The following is a 20,482-nucleotide window of genomic DNA, read 5'->3' on the forward strand; positions in this document are numbered from 1 at the left end:
CCGTCACGGGGAATGGCCGCGAGCTCAGCTCACGGCCTCCGCGAGCAGGTGCTCGGCCAGCTCGGCGGGGGTCGGGTAGTCGTAGATCGCGTCGGCCGCCACCTCGATGCCGGTCAGCTCGACGAGCCGGTTGCGCAGCTCCACCGCGGCCATCGAGGAGAAGCCCAGCTCGAAGAACTCCGCGTCCCGCTCCACCGCGTCGGGCAGCGGCAGCTGCAGGATCGCGGCGGCCTGGCCGCGTACCACGTCGAGCAGGATGCCGTGGTGCTCGTCGGCCGGGCTGTCGGACAGCAGGCGGCGGAAGGCGGCGATGCCGTCCACGACGCCGTCCGGCCCGTCCTGCCGGGCCGCCGCCTGCGGGATCTCCTCCAGCAGCCGGGCGGGCCCGGCCGCGGCGAGCGCGGCCCAGTCCGGGTCGGCGACGACGAGCGCCCTGTCCCCCTGGCGCAGGGCCTGGCGGACGGCGGAGACCGCGTCCGCGGGCTCCTCGAGGCCCGCCGCGACGGCCAGCACGGGCTGCCCGGACGCGAGCCGCTCGTCGGCGAGCGCGGTGAAGTACTCGTACGTGCCGGCGCCGTCCCCGCCCCAGGCGGCGTGCGCCGGGGCCAGCATGACGAAGACGGGCACGTCCGCGGCGCGGGCGGGCTTGTCGAGCGCGTACGCCGCCTCGGCGGTCGTGCAGACGACGGCGGTCACCCGGCCGGCCGGCAGCCGCCCGCCGACGGCCCGGACGACCACGCCCGGCTCGCGTTCCAGCTCGGCGTGCGGCTGGGTCAGGACGACCTCGTCCGCGCCGTTGCGCGCCGCCCATCTGGCCAGCTCGGCGGCGGTCTCGTCGAGCGGGCCCGCCACCAGGACCGTGCCGCCGGGACGCCATTCGCGGCCGGAGGGGGCGCCGCGCGGCGGTGCCGGGCGCAGCCTGCGGGCGAAGGCCCCGCCGGAGCGCACCGCCACCTCGTGCTCGCCGGTCAGCCCGGACAGCACCCCGCACAGCCGGCGCATGACCTGCACGTCCAGCCGGTCCGGCAGGTCGATCAGCCCGCCGCGCCCCTGACCGGCCTGCTCGCCCAGCCGGGTCCGCACGTCGATCGGCGCGCCGTGCCCCCGACTGGCCGCGGCCCGCAGGTCGCCCCAGGCGCGGGCGGCCTGCGGCCCGGCCAGCGGGTCGGACGGCGTCACCTGGATCGCCCCTTGCGTGAGGAACCAGACCGGCGCCGATCCCGCCGGGAGCGCCGGTGCGGTGGCGCCTTCCGGCAGCAGGCACACGACGCCCGCCACGCCGCCGTCGGAGTCCGGCATCGCGGACAGCCGCACGGTGTCCGCGCCGTGCGCCGCGAGCCCGGCCGCCAGCGCCTGACCCGGCGTCTGGCCCGGCGCGGTACCGGCCGTTAGCGTCTGGCCCGGTGCGGTAGCGGCCGTCAGCGCCTGGCCCGGTGCGACTCCGGCCGGCGTCTCATCCGGGGCGCCATCAGGCGTGACCACCAGCCAGGTGCCGCGGAGCGCGGGTGCCGGCAGGTCCGTCAGGGGGTGCCAGCCGAGCTGGTAACGCACGTCCGCGTGGTCGGCGCCGTCCTGGCCGCGCAGCCTGGCCAGCGCGGGCAGCAGCTCGTCGAGCGTCGCCCCACCCGGCAGGCCGAGCAGCGCGAGCAGGCCGTCGCCGTCACCTCGGGCGACGGCGTCCCACAACTCCTGGTCGGGCCCTGCCGCCTCCTCGTGCCGGGGCGGCTCCGGCCAGTAGCGCTGCCGCTGGAAGGGATAGGTCGGCAGCGGTACGGGCGAGCCCGTGCCGATCACCGCACCCCAGTCGACGCCGACGCCGTTCGCGTGCGCCCGGGCCAGGGCCTCGACCAGCGTGGTGGCCTCGTCCCGGTCGCGGCGCAGCACCGGCGCGGCGACGCCGCTCCAGCCGTCCAGGCAGTCCTCGACCATGGCCGACAGCACGGCGTCCGGGCCGAGCTCCAGGAACGTGGACACGCCCTGGTCCCGCAGGGTCCGCACGCCGTCGCAGAAGCGCACGGCCTGCCGCAGGTGGCGGGCCCAGTACTCGGGCGAGGTCAGCTCGTCGGCGGTGGCGAGCTCGCCGGTGACGTTGGAGACGACGGGGATGGTGGGCGGCTGGAAGGCCAGCTCCCGCGCCACGCTGGCGAACTCCTCCAGCGCGGGCTCCATCAGCGGCGAGTGGAACGCGTGGCTGACGGCCAGCCGCTTGGTCTTGCAGCCGCGCCGGGCCAGCCGTTCGGCCAGCTCCAGCACGCTCGTCTCGTCGCCGGACAGGACCAGGGACGCCGGTCCGTTGAGCGAGGCGATGCCGACGCGCTCCTCGTACCCGGCGAGCAGCGGCAGCACCTCCTCCTCGGTGGCGCCGCGCACCGAGACCATCGCGCCGCCGGGCGGCAGCGCCTGCATGAGCCTGCCCCTGGCGGCGACGAGCGTGACCGCGTCGTCCAGCGACAGCACGCCGGCGACGTGCGCGGCGGCGATCTCGCCGATGGAGTGGCCGGCCAGGTAGTCGGGCCGCACGCCCCACGCCTCCAGGACCCGGAACAGGGCGACCTCGACGGCGAACAGCGCCGCCTGCGTGTACCGCGTCTGCTTGAGCAGGTCGGGGTCGCCGGCGATGACCTCGCGCAGCGGCCTATCGAGGTGCCGGTCGAACCTGGTGCAGACCGCGTCGAAGGCTTCGGCGTACTCGGGGTAGGCCGCGTACAGCTCCTCCCCCATGGCCGGGCGCTGGCTGCCCTGGCCGGTGAAGAGGTACGCCGTCCGGCCGCGGGCCGCCGATCCGGTGATCACGTTGTCCGCCGCGGTCCCCTCGATCGCGGACTCCAGCCCGGCGGCGAGCTCGCCAGGAGTGGTGCCCAGGACGACCATCCGCCGCTTGAACGAGGAGCGCGTGGTGGCGAGCGACCAGGCCAGGTCCGCGGCCGGCCGGCCGGGCCGGGCCGCCAGGTGCTCGCGCAGCCGGCGGGCCTGGGCCTTGAGCGCGTCCGGCGTCTTGGCCGACAGCACCCAGGGGATCACCGGCCGCCCGGCCTCCGCCGGCGGCGCGGCGGGCTCCTCCGGGACCTGCTCCACGATGACGTGCGCGTTGGTGCCGCTGATGCCGAAGGACGAGACGCCCGCGCGGCGCGGCCTGCCGGTCTCCGGCCACGGGGTGGCCTCGGTGAGCAGCCTGACGGCGCCGGCGTCCCACGCGACGTGCGTCGTCGGCTCGTCCACGTGCAGGGTCTTCGGCAGCACGCCGTGCCGCATGGCCATCACCATCTTGATGACGCCCGCCACTCCGGCCGCGGCCTGGGTGTGGCCGAGGTTCGACTTCACCGAGCCCATGTAGAGCGGCCGGTCCTGTGGCCGGTCCTGGCCGTAGGTGGCGACGATGGCCTGCGCCTCGATCGGGTCGCCGAGGGTGGTGCCGGTGCCGTGGCCCTCGACGGCGTCGACGTCGGCGGCGCGCAGCCCCGCGTCGGCCAGCGTCTGCTCGATGAGCCGCTGCTGGGAGGGGCCGTTGGGTGCGGTGAGCCCGTAGCTGGCGCCGTCCTGGTTGATCGCGCTGCCGCGCACGACGGCCAGGATGGGGTGGCCGTTGCGGCGGGCGTCGGAGAGCCGCTCGACGAGCAGCATGCCCACGCCTTCCGCCCAGCCGGTGCCGTCGGCGGCCGCGGCGAACGACTTGCAGCGGCCGTTGGCGGCCAGCCCGCGCTGGCGGCTGAAGTCGACGAACACGGAGGGGGTGGACAGTACGGTGACGCCGCCGGCCAGGGCGAGCGAGCACTCGCCGCGCCGCAGCGCCTGGATCGCCATGTGCAGCGCCACCAGCGAGGACGAGCAGGCCGTGTCGAGCGTGACCGACGGGCCCTCGAACCCGAAGGTGTACGACACCCGCCCGGAGGCGACGCCGGCCGAGATGCCGGTGCCGACCAGGCCCTCCAGGTCGCTCGCGGGTTGCTGCAGGTGCATCCCGTAGTCGTGGTACATGAGGCCGACGTACACGCCGGTCTTGCTGCCGCGCAGCCCGGCCGGGTCGATGCCGGCGTGCTCCAGCGCCTCCCACGAGCTTTCCAGCAGCAGGCGCTGCTGGGGGTCCATGGCCACGGCCTCCCTGGGCGAGATGCTGAAGAACGCCGGGTCGAACGCGGTGGCGTCGTAGACGAAGCCGCCCTCGCGGGCGTACGTGGTGCCGGGGTGCTCGGGGTCCGGGTGGTAGAGCTCGTCCAGGTTCCAGTTGCGGTCGGAGGGGAACATCGACATCGCGTCGCCGCCCTCGGCCACCAGGTTCCACAGCTCGTCGGGGTTGGTGACGCCGCCGGGGAGCCGGCAGCTCATGCCGACGATGACGATCGGCTCCTCCTCACCGGCCCTGGCCGTGGCGGAGGCTGCCGTCTGGGGCCCGTCGAGCAGGCGCTCCCGCAGATACCGGACCAGCTGGACGGGCGTCGGGTAGTCGAAGATCAGCGTGGCGGGCAGCCGCAGCCCGGTGGCCGCGTTCATCCGGTTGCGGAACTCGACGGCGGTCAGCGAGTCGAAGCCGGCCTCGTTGAACGGGCGGTCCTGCTCCACGGCGCCGGCGTCGCGGTAGCCGAGCACGGTCGCCACCTGGCCGAGCACCAGGTCGAGCAGCACCCTGGCGTGCTCGGCGGCGGGCATGCGGGCCAGGCGCTCGCGCAGCTCCGACGCGGCGGCCGGGTCGTCGCCCACCACCCGCCGCCTGGAGGTGGGGACGAGCTCCTGCAGGATCGTGGGCAGCGCCCCGAACTGGGCCGCCATCCGCAGCGCGGCGAACTCCAGCCGGATCGGCACCAGCGCCGCGCGGTCGGCGGCGCAGGCCGCGTCCAGCAGCGCGAGCCCGTCGGCGGTGGACAGCGGCGCGACCCCGGTGCGGGCCAGCCGCGCCCGGTCCGCCTCGCTGAGGGTGCCGGTCAGCCCGCTGTCCTGCTCCCACAGGCCCCAGGCCAGGGACAGGGCGGGCAGGCCGAGCCGCCCGCGCCACTGCGCGAGAGCGTCCACGAACGCGTTGGCGGCCGCGTAATTGCCCTGGCCGGGGCCGCCGAAGACGCCGGCGGCCGACGAGAAGAGCACGAACGCGGTCAGCGGCAGGTCCTTGGTCAGCTCGTGCAGGTTCAGCACGGCGTCGGCCTTGGCCCGCAGCACGTGGTCGATCCGCTCGGGCGTCAGCGCGGCCAGGACGCCGTCGTCCAGCGCGCCGGCCGTGTGGACGACGCCGGTGAGCGGGTGCTCGTCCGGGATGGCGGCCAGCACGTCCGCCAGCGCCTGCCGGTCGGCGGCGTCGCAGGCGGTGACGGTCACGTCCGCGCCCAGCCCGGTCAGCTCGGCCATCAGGTCGGCGGCACCGTCGGCGTCGGGGCCGCGCCGGCTGATCAGCACCAGCCGCCGGACCCCGTGCTCGCTCACCAGGTGGCGGGCGACGATCCCGCCCAGGGTCCCGGTGCCGCCGGTGATCAGCACGGTCCCGTCGGGGGCCCACGTGCCGTGGCCGGCGGGCTCCGCGGCGCGGTGCCGGGCCAGCCGCGGGACCAGGATCTCGCCTTCGACCAGCGCGAGCTGGGGTTCGCCCGAGGCGAGGGCGGCGGGAACCGCCTGCCAGGACGCGTCCGTGCCGTCGACGTCGAGGAGGACGAACCGGCCGGGGTTCTCCGACTGGGCCGAGCGGATCAGCCCCCATACGGCGGCGCCCGGCAGGTCGTCGCCGGTGGCTCCCCGGGTGAGGACGACCAGGGGCACGTCGGCGTACCGCTCCTGGTCGAGCCAGGACTGGGCGGCGGCCAGCACCTCACCGGTCGCGGCGCGGGCGCCGGCGGCCGGGTCGTCGCCCGCGTACGGGGTGCAGGCCAGGATCGCCAGGTCCGGCACGGGGCCGTCCGGGTCGAGGGCGTCCACCGGCAGGCCGAGCCGGGTGGCGTCGCCGCCGGCGAGCGCGTATCGGAGGCCGTCCCGCGCGGGGGCGGGCGGCGCGGGCACCCAGTCGAGGGCGAACAGCGCGTCCCGCAGCGGGTCCGCGGCGGCCTTGAGGTCGGCGGCGGCCATCGCGCGCACGACCAGCGAGTCCACGGAGGCGACGGGCGCGCCGGTGGCGTCGGCCACCTCGATGCGGACCGCGTTCGCTCCCGCGGGCGCCAGCCGGACCCGTAAGGTGGCCGCGCCGGTGGCGGCCAGCCGCACGCCGGTCCAGGCGAAGGGCAGGACGGGCCCGGCGCCGTCCTGGGCGGGGAAGAAGTCGCCCACCGCGAGCGGCTGGATGGCCGCGTCGAGCAGCGCCGGGTGCAGCCCGAATCCGGCCAGGTCCGCGGCGGCCTCCTCGGGCAGCGCGACCTCGGCGAACAGCTCCCGATCCCGCCGCCAGACGGCCCGCAGGCCGCGGAAGGCCGCGCCGTAGCCGACGCCGATGCCCGCGAGCAGTTCGTAGACGTCGTCGGCGCTGACGGCGGTCGCGCCCGCAGGCGGCCACGAGGGCTCGCCGAACGCCGCGGCGCCGGTGTCCTTGGCGAGGAAGCCGGTGGCGTGCCTGGTCCAGGGCTCGTCGTCGAGCCGGGCGTGAATGGCCAGCGCCCGCCGGCCGTCCTCGTCGGGCGCCCCCACGGCCACCTGCACCTGGACGCCGCCGCGCTCGGGCAGGACCAGCGGGGCCTGCAGGGTCAGCTCTTCGAGCAGGTCGCAGCCCGCCTCGTCGCCTGCCCTGACGGCCAGCTCCACGAACGCGGTGCCGGGCAGCAGCACCTGGCCGTTGACCTGGTGGTCGGCCAGCCACGGGTGGGTCTTCAGCGAGAGCCTGCCGGTCAGCAGCACGCCCTCACCGTCCGCGAGCGACACCGCCGCCGCCAGCAGCGGGTGCCCGGCGGGGCCCATGCCGACCTGGGTGAGGTCGCCGTTGGACTGGACGGTCTTCGGCCAGTACGGCTCGCGCTCGAAGGCGTAGGTGGGTAGTTCGACCCGGTTCGGGCGGGCGGGCTCGTACACACCGGCCCAGTCGATCTCCGCGCCCCGCACCCACAGCTCGGCGGCGCTGGTCCACAACCTGCGCAGGCCGCCGTCGTCGCGGCGCAGCGTGCCACACGCCACCACGTCCTCGACGGTCTCCTGCACCGCCATCGTCAACACCGGATGAGCACTGACCTCAACGAACACGCCGTGACCCTGCTCGGCCAGCGCCCGCACCGACGGCTCCAACCACACCGTGTGCCGCAGGTTCTCGTACCAGTACGCGGCATCCACCTCGGCCCCGCTCAGCCAGCACTGCCGCACGGTTGAGTACCACGGCACCTCGCCTGCCTGCGGGGTCACCGGGGCGAGCAGTCTCGCCAGCTCGTCCTCGATCGCCTCCACATGAGCCGAATGCGAGGCATAGTCCACCTCGATCCGCCGCGCCCGTTCATACCGAGCCAGGAACTCCTCAATGGCATCCGCATCGCCTGACACCACCGTCGAGGAAGGCCCGTTCACCGCCGCGATGGAGATCCGATCATCCACTTGCACGTCTGAAGCCGGTACCGGGATCGACGCCATGCCGCCCTGACCGGCCAGCGCCACGATCGCCTGGCTCCGCAACGCCACCACCCGGGCGCCATCCCGAAGAGACAGAGCGCCCGCCACCACCGCAGCGGCGATCTCACCCTGGGAATGACCGACCACCGCAGCCGGTGCCACTCCGAGCGAGCGCCACACCTCGGCCAGCGACACCATCACCGCCCACAGCACCGGCTGCACCACATCAACCCGGTCCAGACCCGCTTGATCGCGCAGCACGCCTGTAAGCGACCAGTCCACGAACTCCGACAGCGCCGCCTCACACTCCGCCATCCGCGCCGCGAACACCGGCGACTCATCCAGCAGCTCCACCCCCATCCCGAGCCACTGCGACCCCTGACCCGGGAAGACGAACACCGTCTTGCCAAGCGGCCCCGCCACGCCCCGCACCGCGCCCTCGTGCAGACCGGCCAGCAGTTCCTCCCGGTCCGCGCCGATCACCACCGCCCGGTGGTCGAATGCCGAGCGGCCGAGCAACGACCAGCCGACGTCCACCGCGCTCTGCTCGGGATGCGACCGGGTCCACGAGGCCAGCCGCTCGGCCTGCCGCCGCAGCGCCTCGCCCGTCCGGGCCGAGAGCGTCCACGGCACGGCGGGCAGCTCCCCGCCGGGCTCCGCCGGAAGCTCGGGGGGTGCCTCCTCCAGCACCACGTGCGCGTTCGTGCCGCTCATGCCGAACGACGACACGCCGGCCCGGCGCGGCTCGCCGCCCGCGGGCCAGGGGCGGGCCTCGGTGAGCAGCTCCACCGCGCCCGCCGACCAGTCGATGTGCGGCGAGCGCTCCTCGGCGTGCAGCGTCGCGGGCAGGACGCCGTTGCGCATGGCCATGACCATCTTGATCACGCCCGCCGCGCCGGCGGCGGCCTGCGTGTGGCCGATGTTCGACTTGATCGACCCCAGCCACACCGGCCGGTCCCGCTCCTGGCCGTAGGTCGCGATCAACGCCTGGGCCTCGATCGGGTCACCCAGCGGGGTTCCGGTGCCGTGCGCCTCGACCGCGTCGACCTGGACGGGCGAGAGTCTGGCGTCGGCGAGCGCCTGGCGGATCACCCGCTGCTGGGAGGGGCCGTTCGGTGCGGTCAGGCCGTTGCTGGCGCCGTCCTGGTTGACCGCCGAGCCACGGATGACCGCCAGCACCGGGTGGCCGTTGCGGCGGGCGTCCGACAGCCGCTCGACCAGGAGGATGCCGACGCCCTCGGAGAGCCCCATGCCGTCCGCCTCGGCGGAGAACGCCTTGGAGCGGCCGTCCCTGGCCAGCCCGCGTACCCGGCTGAAGCCGATGAAGGTGCCTGGCGTGGACAGGACGGTCACGGCCCCGGCCAGCGCCAGCGAGCAGTCCCCGTTGCGCAGCGCCCGCACCGCGAGGTGCAGCGCCACCAGGGACGAGGAGCAGGCCGTGTCGATCGTGACGGCCGGCCCCTCCAGGCCCAGGGTGTAGGAGACGCGGCCCGACACCACGCTCGTGGCGACGCCGGTCATCAGGTAGCCCTGCAGCTCCGGCGGCGCCTGCATCATCATCGTGAGGAATTCGGGGCTGTTGGCGCCCACGAACACGCCGGTCCGGCTGCCGCGCAGCGCGGCCGGGTCGATGCCGGCCCGCTCGATCGCCTCCCACGAGGTTTCGAGCAGCAGCCGCTGCTGCGGGTCCATGGCCACGGCCTCGCGCGGCGAGACGCCGAAGAACGCGGCGTCGAAGGCGGTGGCGTCCCGCATGAAGCCGCCGTCCCGGACGTAAGAGGTGCCGACCGCGTCGGGATCCGGGTTGTACATCGACTCCAGGTCCCAGCCGCGGTCGTCCGGCATCCCGGAGATGGCGTCGGTACGGCCGGACACGACCCGCCACAGGTCCTCGGGACCGGCGATGTCGCCGGGGTAGCGGCAGCCGATGCCGATGATGGCGATGGGCTCGTGGTCCTTGTCCTCGGCCGCCTGGAGTCGTTTCTTGCTGTCGTGGAGCTCGGTCGTCACGCGCTTGAGGTATTCGACGAGCTGCTCTTCTGTCGCCATGTGTGCTGCCTTCCTAGCCTTCGGTGACGCCTGCTCAGGAGAGTCCGAACTCGCTGTCGATGAAACTGATGATCTCGTCGGCCGTGGCCGAGCTGAGCTGGCCGGCCACGTCGTCGACGGTGGCGCTCGCCTGGTGCCGTTCCTTCCAGGCGAAGACCAGCTGTTCGAGCCGGGCGGTGATGTCCCCGGCGGTGGCGCATTCGGCCGCCATGACGGCCAGCCTGGCCTCGATCCGGTCGAGCTCGGCCAGGACCTGCTGTTCGGCGCTGTGCGCGGGTGGCGCCAGCTCCTCCAGCAGGTGCGCGGCCAGCGCGGCGGCGTTGGGGTAGTCGAAGATCAGGGAGACCGGCAGCCGCAGTCCCGAGACCGCCTTGAGCCGGTTGCGCAGCTCCACGGCGGTCAGCGAGTCGAAGCCGAGGTCCTTGAACGCCCGTCCCGGTTCGACGGACTCCGGTCCGGCGAAGCCGAGCACGGCGGCGACGTGGCCGCGTACCAGGTCGAGGAGCATCGGAGCCCGCTCCGCCTCCGGCAGGGCGGCCAGCCGGTCGGTGAGCGACTCGCCCAGGGGCGTCTCCGCCGCCAGCACGCGGCGCGTGGAGATGCGTACCAGGCCGCGGAAGAGCGGGTGGCCGAACCCCTTGGCCGCGCCCGCGCGCAGCGTGGCGAGATCCAGGTGGATCGGCACGAGCGCCGCCTCGTCCACGCTCAGCGCCCGGTCGAACAGGTCGAGCCCCTCGTCGAGGCCGAGCGCGCCCATGCCGGACCGGCTCAGCCTGCTCAGGTCGGCCTCGTCCAGGTGGCCGGTCATGCCGCTGCCGCTCTGCGGCGACCACAGGCCCCAGGCCAGGGAGGTCGCCGCCAGCCCGCGGGCCCGGCGGTGCTGGGCGAGCGCGTCCAGGAACGTGTTCGCCGCGGCGTAGTTGCCCTGGCCGGGGCTGCCGAGGATGCCCGCGGCGCCCGAGTACAGGATGAACTGCGCCAGGTCGAGATCGGCGGTCAGCTCGTGCAGGTTGGCCGCCGCGGTCACCTTCGGACGCATGACGGCCTCGACGCGCTCCGGCGTGAGCGAGGAGATCATCCCGTCGTCGAGCACGCCCGCCGTGCTGACGATCCCGGTCAGCGGGTGCTCGGCGGGGATGCTCGCGAGCAGCGCGGCGAGGGCGTCGCGGTCGGCGGCGTCGCAGGCGGCGACCGTCACGCTGGCGCCGAGCCCGGTCAGCTCCGCCTCCAGCGCCGCCGCGCCGTCGGCGGCGGGGCCGCGCCGGCCGGCCAGGACCAGGTGCCGCACGCCGTGCTCGGTGACCAGGCGCCTGGCGGCGAGGGCGCCGAGCGCGCCGGTGCCGCCGGTGACGAGCACGGTGCCCTCGGGGTCGAGGGCGGGCGGCGCGGTCAGCACGACCTTTCCGATGTGGCGGGCCTGGGCGACGTACCGGAACGCGTCCGGGGCGCGGCGGACGTCCCACGTGCTGATCGGCGGGAGCCGCAGCGCGCCCCGCGCGAACAGGGCGGCGATCTCGGCCAGGATCTCGCCGGTGCGTGCCGGGCCGAGCAGGGTCAGGTCGAAGTTCTGGTAGCGGACCGAGGGCAGCTCGGCCGGGTCCCGTACGTCCGTCTTGCCCATCTCGATGAAGCGCCCGCCCGGCCGCAGCAGGCCCAGCGAGGCGTCCACGAACTCGCCCGCGAGGGAGTTGAGCACGACGTCCACACCCGGTGCGAAGGTCTGCGCGAACTCCAGCGTCCGGGACGAGGCGATGCGCTCGGCGGGGACGCCCAGCTCGCGTACCGCGTCCCATTTGCTCTCGCTGGCGGTGCCGTAGACCTCGGCGCCCAGGTGGTGGGCGAGCTGCACGGCGGCCATGCCCACGCCGCCCGCGGCGGCGTGCACGAGCAGCCTCTCGCCTGCCTGGAGCCCGGCCAGGTCGACCAGGGCGTGGTAGGCGGTGACGAACGCGATCGGCACGGACGCCGCCTGGGCGAACGTCCAGCCGTCCGGGATGCGGGCGAGCAGCCGGTGGTCGGTGACCGCCTCCCGGGCGAAGCCGTCGACGATGCCCATCACCCGGTCGCCGGGCGCGAGCGTGGTGACGTCGTCGGCCACCTCGATGACGACGCCGGCGCCCTCGCCGCCCATCGGCGCGTCGCCCGGATACATGTCCAGGGCGATCAGCACATCGCGGAAGTTCAGGCCCATGGCCTTGGTGCCGATGCGGACCTGGCCGGGGGCGAGCGCCGCCGACGGGGTGGGGAGCAGCGCGAGGTCGTCGAGCGTGCCGCGGGTGGTGACGTCCAGCCGCCAGTTCGCGGCCCCGGCCGGCGGGGTCAGCGCGCCGCCGGCTCCGGGCCGGGCCAGGCGGGGCGCGTACGCCGTCCCCTTCCTGATCGCGAGCTGCGCCTCGCCGGTCGCGAGCGCGGCGGGCAGCGCCCGGCAGGAGTCGGCGTCACGGTCGAGGTCGAGGACGACGATCCGTTCGGGGCTCTCCGACTGCGCGGACCTGACCAGGCCCCAGACCCCGGCGTTGGCCAGGTCCGGCACCTCCTCCTCCGCCGTGGTCGCGACCGCGCCGCGGGTGAGCAGGACGAGCCGGGAGGCGGGGAAGCCCTCCTCGGCCAGCCAGGTCTGCAGCAGCTCCAGCACCTGGCAGGTCCGGTCGGCGACCGCCACGGCCAGCTCGGGCCCCGGTTCGCCGTCCAGCGGGACGACCACCCATTCGGGCACCGATCCGGTGGCCACGAGTTCGGCCAGGCCGGCGTGGCCGGCCGCGTCGATCCCGGCGGCCGCCAGCTCGGACGGGTCGCCGATGACCGCCCATCGCTGCTCGCCCGCTGGCTCGCCGGCGGGCACCGGCGCCCATTCGAGCGTGTAGAGCGAGTCCTCTCCGGGGGCGCGCTGCTCGGCGCCGAGGTCGGCGGGCAGCGGGCGCAGGATCAGCGAGTCCACGTGCGCGACGGGCACGCCGGTGGTGTCGGTGACGGCGAGCGTCACGTCGTCGGTGCCTCGGGGGGTGAGCCGGACGCGGATCGAGGTCGCCCCGGTCGCGTGCAGCCGCACGCCGGTCCAGGCGAACGGCATCCGCGGCCCGTCCTCGGCGGTGGCCGCGTTCAGCGCGACGCTGTGCAGCGCGGCGTCGAGCAGCGCCGGGTGCAGCCCGAACCCGCCGGTCTCGGTCCCTTCCGGCAGCGCCACCTCGGCGAACAGCTCCTCGTCGCGCCGCCAGGCCGCCTTCAGGCCCTGGAACGTGGGTCCGTAGCCCAGGCCGACCGCGCCGAGCCAGTCGTACAGGCCGGCCGTCGGGAGCGGCTGCGCGCCCTCGGGCGGCCAGGTGGCCGCCTCCTGGGCGGGCGGCGCGGCGGCCTCCGGCGCGAGCACGCCGATGGCGTGGCAGGTCCACGGGTCGCCGGCGGCCCCGCCGTCGGGCCGGGTGTGGACGGTGAGCTGCCGCCGCCCGTCCTCGTAGGGGGCGCCGACGGCCAGCTGGAGCTGGACCGCGCCGCGCTCGGGCACGATGAGCGGGGCCTGCAGGGTCAGCTCTTCGAGCAGGTCGCAGCCGACCTCGTCGCCGGCCCTGACGGCCAGCTCCACGAACGCGGTGCCCGGCAGCAGCACCTGGCCGTTGACCTGGTGGTCGGCCAGCCACGGGTGGGTCTTCAGCGAGAGCCTGCCGGTCAGCAGCACGCCGTCGGCGTCGGCCAGCGAGACCGACGCGGCGAGGAGGGGGTGCCCGGCCGCGCCGAGCCCGGCGGCTCCGACGTCACCGGCGCCCGTGGTGCGCTCCTCGAGCCAGAAGTGCTGGTGTTGGAAGGCGTAGGTGGGCAGGTCGACCATCCGGGGAGCGGCGGGCTCCAGGGCCTGGGCCCAATCGACGTTCACGCCGCGTACCCACAGCTCGGCGGCGCTGGTCCACAACCTGCGCAGGCCGCCGTCGTCGCGGCGCAGCGTGCCACACGCCACCACGTCCTCAACGGTCTCCTGCACCGCCATCGTCAACACCGGATGAGCACTGACCTCAACGAACACGCCGTGACCCTGCTCGGCCAGCGCCCGCACCGACGGCTCCAACCACACCGTGTGCCGCAGGTTCTCATACCAGTACGCGGCATCCACCTCGGCCCCGCTCAGCCAGCACTGCCGGACCGTCGAGTACCACGGCACCTCGCCTGCCTGCGGGGTCACCGGGGCCAGCAGTCTCGCCAGCTCCTCCTCGATCGCCTCCACATGAGCCGAATGCGAGGCGTAATCCACCTCGATCCGCCGCGCCCGTTCATACCGAGCCAGGAACTCCTCAATGGCATCCGCATCACCTGACACCACCGTCGAGGAAGGCCCGTTCACCGCCGCGATCGAAATCCGGTCGTCTACCGCCACCTCCGAGGCGGGCAGCGGGATCGACGCCATGCCGCCCTGACCGGCCAGCGCCACGATCGCCTGACTCCGCAACGCCACCACCCGGGCACCATCCCGAAGCGACAACGCGCCCGCCACCACCGCAGCGGCGATCTCACCCTGGGAATGGCCCACCACCGCAGCCGGGACCACCCCGAGCGAGCGCCACACCTCGGCCAGCGACACCATCACCGCCCACAGCACCGGCTGCACCACATCAACCCGGTCCAGACCCGCTTGATCGCGCAGCACGCCTGTAAGCGACCAGTCCACGAACTCCGACAGCGCCGCCTCACACTCCGCCATCCGCGCCGCGAACACCGGCGACTCATCCAGCAGTTCCACCCCCATCCCGAGCCACTGCGACCCCTGACCCGGGAAGACGAACACCGTCTTGCCGCATGGCTCGGCCACACCCCGCACCGCGCCCTCATCCAGGCCGGCCAGCAGTTCCTCCCGATCCCCGCCGATCACCACCGCACGGTGATCGAACGCCGACCGCGAAGCCACCAGCGAGTGCGCCACATCCACCGGCCGTGCCCCGGCCACCGCATCGGCCAACCGGCCCGCCTGAGCCCGCAGCGCCTCCGCGCTACGCGCCGACAGCACCCACGGCACCACCGGCGGCTCGTCAACGGGCTCGGGCTCCTCGTCCGTGCCCGGCACCTGCTCGATGATCACGTGGGCGTTGGTGCCGCTGATGCCGAAGGAGGAGACGGCGGCGCGGCGCGGATGATCCTGGACGTCCCACGGCCGGGCCTCGGTCAGCAGCTCGACGGCCCCGGCCGACCAGTCCACGTGCGGTGACGGCTCGTCCACGTGCAGGGTTCGCGGCAGCACGCCGTGCCGCATGGCCATCACCATCTTGATGACCCCGGCGACGCCGGCGGCGGCCTGGGTGTGGCCGATGTTCGACTTGACGGAGCCGAGCCAGAGCGGCCGCTCCCGGTCCTGGCCATAGGTGGCGATCAGCGCCTGGGCCTCGATCGGGTCGCCCAGCGTCGTGCCGGTCCCGTGCGCCTCGACCACGTCCACCTCGGCGCCCGACAGCCCGGCGGTGGCCAGCGCCTGGCGGATCACCCGCTGCTGGGAAGGGCCGTTCGGCGCGGTCAGCCCGTTGCTGGCGCCGTCCTGGTTGATCGCCGAGCCCTTGACGACCGCCAGTACCGGGTGGCCGTTGCGGCGGGCGTCCGACAGCCGCTCAACCAGCAGCATGCCGACGCCCTCCGACAGGGCGAACCCGTCCGCCGCGCCGGCGAAGGGCTTGCACCTGCCGTCGCGGGCGAGCGCGCCCTGCAGGCTGAAGCCGATGAACCCGAGCGGGGTGCACATCACCGTGACGCCGCCGGCCAGCGCCAGGTCACAGTCGCCGTTCCGCAGCGCCTGCGCCGCCAGGTGCAGCGCCACCAGCGACGACGAGCACGCCGTGTCCACCGTCACCGCGGGCCCTTCGAGCCCCAGCGCGTACGCGACCCGGCCGGACGCGATGCTGCTCAGCGTGCCGGTGACCAGGTGGCCCACGGATTCCAGCGGGACCTGGTCGGAGTGGCGGCCGTACTCCTCATAGGCCGCGCCGACGAAGACGCCGGTACGGGTGCCGCGCAGCGAGCCGGGGTCGATCCGCCCGTGCTCGATCGCCTCCCACGAGGCTTCCAGCAGGACCCGCTGCTGCGGGTCCATGGCCAGGGCCTCGCGCGGGCTGATGCCGAAGAACTCCGGGTCGAACTCGGCCGCGTCGCGCAGGAAACCGCCGTCCCGTACGTACGAGGCGAGCTGGGCCTCGGGGTCCGGGTCGTAGATCCCTTCGACGTCCCAGCCGCGGTCGTCCGGGAGGGGCGAGATCGCGTCCCCGCCCTCGGCGACCAGCCGCCAGAGGTCGTCGGCGTTCGTCACGCCGCCGGGCATCCGGCAGCTCATCCCGACGATCACGATCGGGTCGTCGGAGACCGGCCCGCGGCTCTCGCCGGTGGGACCGGCCTCCGCCCGGGTGCCCAGGACCTCGTCGCGGACCAGGCTCGCGAGCGCCTTGACGTTCGGGTAGTCGAAGACCACGGTCGCCGGGAGCCGCACGCCCAGCGCGGCGTTGAGCCTGCCGCGCAGCTCGACCGCGGTGACCGAGTCGAAGCCGAGGTCCCGGAAGGCCCGGTCCACGTCCACCTCGCCGGGGGCGTACCCGAGCACGGCGGCCACCTGCTCGCGCACCCGCGCGACCAGCAGCCGGTCCTGCTCGTCCGCGCTCAGCGGGAGCAGCTTCGCGCGCAGCTCCGAGGACTCGGAGTCGGCTTCCGTCTCCTTCTGGAGCGCCGCCACGGCCTCGGGGACGCCGTCGAGGAGGGGACGCCGCCGGGCGGTGGTGAAGACGGGGAAGAACCGTTCCCAGTCGACGTCGGCGACGACCAGGTTGGTCTCGCCGTCGTCCAGGGCCTGCCGCAGGGCGTCGATGGCCAGGCCGGCGTCCATGTAGCGGACGCCGGTCCTGCGGGCGTCCTCCTCGTCGAGGAGCGTGGTCATGCCGCCGCCCGCGGCGTCCCAGAAGCCCCAGGCGACGGCCGTGGCGGCGAGGCCGCGGGCGCGGCGGTGCGCGGCCAGCGCGTCGAGGTAGGCGTTGCCGGCGGCGTACGCGCCGTTCAGGGCGCCGCCCCAGACGCCGGCGCCGGAGGAGAGCAGCACGAACGCGTCGAGCGGTCCGTCGAAGGCCGCGTCCAGGTTGGCGGCTCCGACGATCTTGGCTTGGGTGGCCTCGGCCAGTTCGTCGCGTCCGAGCCGGGTGAGGGGCTGCATGTGGGGCACGCCCGCGGTGTGGAAGACCGACCGGACGGGGGCGTCGGCCTCGATCTCGCGGACCAGGGCCGCGAGCGCGTCGCGGTCGGCCACGTCGCACTTGGACACCGTCACCCGCGCGCCGAGCTCCTGGAGTTCGGCCACGAGCGCGGCGGCGCCGGGGGCGTCGGCGCCGCGCCGGCTGGTGAGCACGAGGTGCTCGGCGCCGTCGCGGGCCAGCCACCGCGCGACGTTCGCGCCCAGGCCGCCGGTGCCGCCGGTGACCAGTACGGTCCCGCGCGCCCGCCAGCGCCCGGCCGAGTCGGTCCGCGCCCTGGGCGCCCTGGACAGGCGGCGGGCGAAGATGCCCGAGGCGCGGACGGCGAGCTGGTCCTCTTCGCCGATCCCGGCGAGCACGGTGACCAGGCGGCTCAGGACGCGCTGGTCGAGCGTCTCCGGCAGGTCGACGAGGCCGCCCCAGCGGGCGGGGTGCTCCAGGCCGAGGACCCGGCCGAGTCCGGAGACCGCGGCCTGCTCCGGGTCGCGGACCGGGTCGGCGCGGCTGACGCTCTCGGCGCCGTCGGTGGCGATCCAGAGCGGCGCCGCCACGCCGGCGTCGTCCATGGCCTGGATGAGCGTGACCGTCCGGGCCAGGTCGCAGTGGAGGGCGAGCACGCCGGCCGGCGCCTCGTCCCCGCCCAGCAGCGCGGCGAGGTCGTCTCTCCCGGCGTCGCCGGTGACCTCCAGGAGCTCGCACCGGGCTCCGTGCCGTTCGAGCACCCCGGCGACGGAGGCCGCCGCGTCGCCGCCGGCCCGCTCCGCCGGGACGGCGACGCGCCAGGTGCCCGACAGCGCGGGCGGCTTCCCGCCGGGCGCGCCGACGGGCGTCCAGGTGACGCGGTACCGCCAGGAGTCGAGCACGTCCTGGTCGCGCCGCCTTCGCCGCCAGGACGACAGCGCCGGCAGGATGGCGGCCAGCGGGGAGCCGTCCTCGATGCCGAGGGTGGCGGCCAGCGCGGCGACGTCCTCGCGTTCGACCGCGGCCCAGAACTCGGGGTCGACGGAGCCGTCGGGCGCCTGCTCGGCCGGCGCGGCGCCGGGCATGAACCAGAAGCGCTTGCGCTGGAAGGCGTACGTGGGCAGGTCGACCCGCTGGGGGACGGCGTCGGCGAAGTACGCGTCCCAGTCGACGGCGACGCCCCGGCAGTGCAGGTGGCCGACGGCCTCCACGAAGGCGCGGGCCTCGTCGCGGTCCTTGCGGGTGGCGCTGACGAGGAACGCGGCGTCGTCGCCGTCGAGCGTCTGCCTGGCCAGGCTGGTCAGGACGGCGTCCGGGCCGATCTCCACGAACACGGTGGCGCCGCCGGCCCTGGCGGTGGTGACGGCGTCGGCGAAGCGCACCGCCCGGCGGACGTGGTCCACCCAGTAGCCGGGGTCGGCGAGCCGGCCGGGCTCCGCCTTCTGCCCGGTCACGTCGGAGATGATCGGGATGGCGGGCTCGCCGTACGTCAGGGACTCCGCGACCTGCCGGAACTCCTCCAGCATGGGCTCGACGAGCGGCGAGTGGAACGCGTGGGAGACGCGCAGCCGGCGGGTGCGTACCTGCCGCGCCTCGAGTGCCTGCGCGATCTCGTCGATGTCGCCGGCGGCGCCGGAGACGACGACCGCGTCCGGCGCGTTGACCGCGGCGATCCCGGCCCGGTCCGCGCGGCCCGCCAGCAGCGGGAGGACCTGCTCCTCCGGGGCGGCGACGGCGAGCATGGCGCCGCCGGCCGGCAGCGCCTGCATCAGCCGGGCCCGCGCGGCGACCAGCGTGCAGGCGTCGCCGAGCGAGAGCACCCCCGCGACGTGGGCGGCGGCGAGCTCGCCGACCGAGTGCCCGGCGAGCACGTCGGCCTCGATGCCCAGCGAGGTCAGCAGCCGGTACAGGGCGACCTCGAAGGCGAACAGGGCGGGCTGGGTCATGCCCGTCTCGTCCAGCACCCCGTCGGGGTCGGTGAACATGACGTCCCTGATGGGGTGCGGCAGCAGCGGGTCCAGGACCTTGCAGACGTCTTCGAGGGCGGCGGCGAAGACCGGGAACGCCTGGGCGAGCGCGGCGCCCATGCCCACCCGCTGGCTGCCCTGGCCGGCGAACAGGAAGGCGATCCTGCCTCCCGCCCCGGAGCCCGTGACGGCGGCGGCGCCGTCGGCGAGCGACCGGAGACCGGCCAGGAGCTCGTCCCGGGTCTCCCCCACGATCACGGCGCGCTGGTCCAGCGCCGCCCGGCCGGTCGCGAGCGACCAGCCGACGTCCTCGGCGCGCAGGTCCGGCCGCGCGGCCGCCCACGTGCCGAGCCGGTCGGCCTGCGCGGCCAGCGCCTGCGCGTCCCTGGCGGAGACCGCCCAGGGCACCAGCGGCAGGTTCAGCCCGGCCTGCTCGGCGGTGTCGTCCTGCTCGGCGGGCGCCTCTTCGAGGATCAGGTGGGCGTTGGTGCCGCTGAAGCCGAAGGCCGAGACGGCGGCGCGGCGGGGCGCCTCGCCGGGCTCCCACGGCCGGGGCTCGGTGAGCAGCTCGACGGCGCCGGCCGACCAGTCCACGTGCGTGGACGGCTCGTCCACGTGCAGGGTGCGCGGCAGCAGGCCGTTGCGCAGCGCCATCACCATCTTGATCACGCCGCCGGCGCCGGCGGCGGCCTGGGCGTGGCCGATGTTCGACTTCAGCGAGCCCAGCAAGAGCGGCTGGTCCCGGTCCTGCCCGTACGCGGTGATGAGCGCCTGGGCCTCGATCGGGTCGCCCAGGGTGGTGCCGGTGCCGTGTCCCTCCACCGCGTCCACCTGCGAGGGCGACAGGCCCGCGTCGGCCAGCGCCTCCCTGATCACCCGGATCTGGGAGGGGCCGTTCGGCGCGGACAGCCCGTTGCTGGCGCCGTCCTGGTTGACCGCGCTGCCGCGGATGACCGCGAGGACGTGGTGCCCGTTCTCCCGGGCGTCCGACAGGCGTTCGAGGAGCAGCACCCCCACGCCCTCGCTCCAGCCGGTGCCGTTCGCCGCGTCGGCGAAGGACTTGCAGCGGCCGTCGGACGACAGGCCACGTTGCTGGGAGAACTCGATGAAGGTGTTCGGGGTCGCCATCACCGTCACGCCGCCGGCCAGCGCCAGCGAGCACTCGCCGCGCCGCAGCGCCTGCGCCGCCAGGTGCAGCGCCACCAGCGACGACGAGCAGGCCGTGTCGACCGAGATCGCCGGGCCCTCCAGGCCGAGCGCGTACGCCACGCGGCCGGAGACCACGCTGCCGAGCGCCTCGGCGCGGAAGTAGTCGTGGTACATGACGCCGGCGTAGACGCCGGTACGGCTGCCGCGCACGGAGTTCGCGTCGATGCCGGCCCGCTCGAACGCCTCCCAGCACGACTCCAGGAACATCCGCTGCTGCGGGTCGGTCCCGAACGCCTCACGTGGCGAGATCGCGAAGAAGCCGGCGTCGAAGTCGGCCGCGTCGTAGACGAAGCCGCCCGTACGGGCCGTGGTCGTACCCGGATTGTCCGGGTCGGGGTGGTAGAGGTTCTCGTCCCAGCCGCGGTCGGTGGGGAACTCGGAGATCGCGTCGACGCCGTCGGCGACGAGCCGCCACAGCTCCTCGGGCGAGGTGACCCCGCCCGGGTAGCGGCAGGCCATGCCGACGATCGCGATCGGCTCGTGCTCCCGGCCCTGGATCTCCCGCAGTTGCTGCCTGGTTTGGTGCAGGTCGGCCGTGACCCGCTTCAGGTAGCCCCGGAGCTTGTCTTCGTTTGCCATCGAACGTAGCCCTTCTGAGCC

General features: G+C 74.9%; 2 protein-coding genes. Both read right to left on the minus strand.

The features are described 5' to 3' along the window. Positions 1–24: 24 nt before the first annotated feature. Positions 25–9,546 carry a type I polyketide synthase gene (locus HD596_RS04390; RefSeq protein ID WP_185068002.1) on the minus strand — a complete coding sequence of 3,174 codons (9,522 nt, stop codon included), beginning with the start codon at positions 9,544–9,546 and terminating at the stop codon, positions 25–27. A 34-nt stretch (positions 9,547–9,580) separates the two neighbouring features. Next, positions 9,581–20,461 carry a type I polyketide synthase gene (locus HD596_RS61335; protein ID WP_185068003.1) on the minus strand — a complete coding sequence of 3,627 codons (10,881 nt, stop codon included), beginning with the start codon at positions 20,459–20,461 and terminating at the stop codon, positions 9,581–9,583. Positions 20,462–20,482 lie beyond the last annotated feature (21 nt).

Origin of the sequence: Nonomuraea jabiensis, assembly GCF_014204795.1 — a bacterium.
Classification (GTDB): domain Bacteria; phylum Actinomycetota; class Actinomycetes; order Streptosporangiales; family Streptosporangiaceae; genus Nonomuraea; species Nonomuraea jabiensis.

What these genes read in the sequence shown, in the direction of transcription:
- HD596_RS04390 (WP_185068002.1), bottom strand. Translation starts at nt 9,546, where the DNA reads ATGGCGACAGAAGAGCAGCTCGTCGAATACCTCAAGCGCGTGACGACC.
- HD596_RS61335 (WP_185068003.1), bottom strand. Translation starts at nt 20,461, where the DNA reads ATGGCAAACGAAGACAAGCTCCGGGGCTACCTGAAGCGGGTCACGGCC.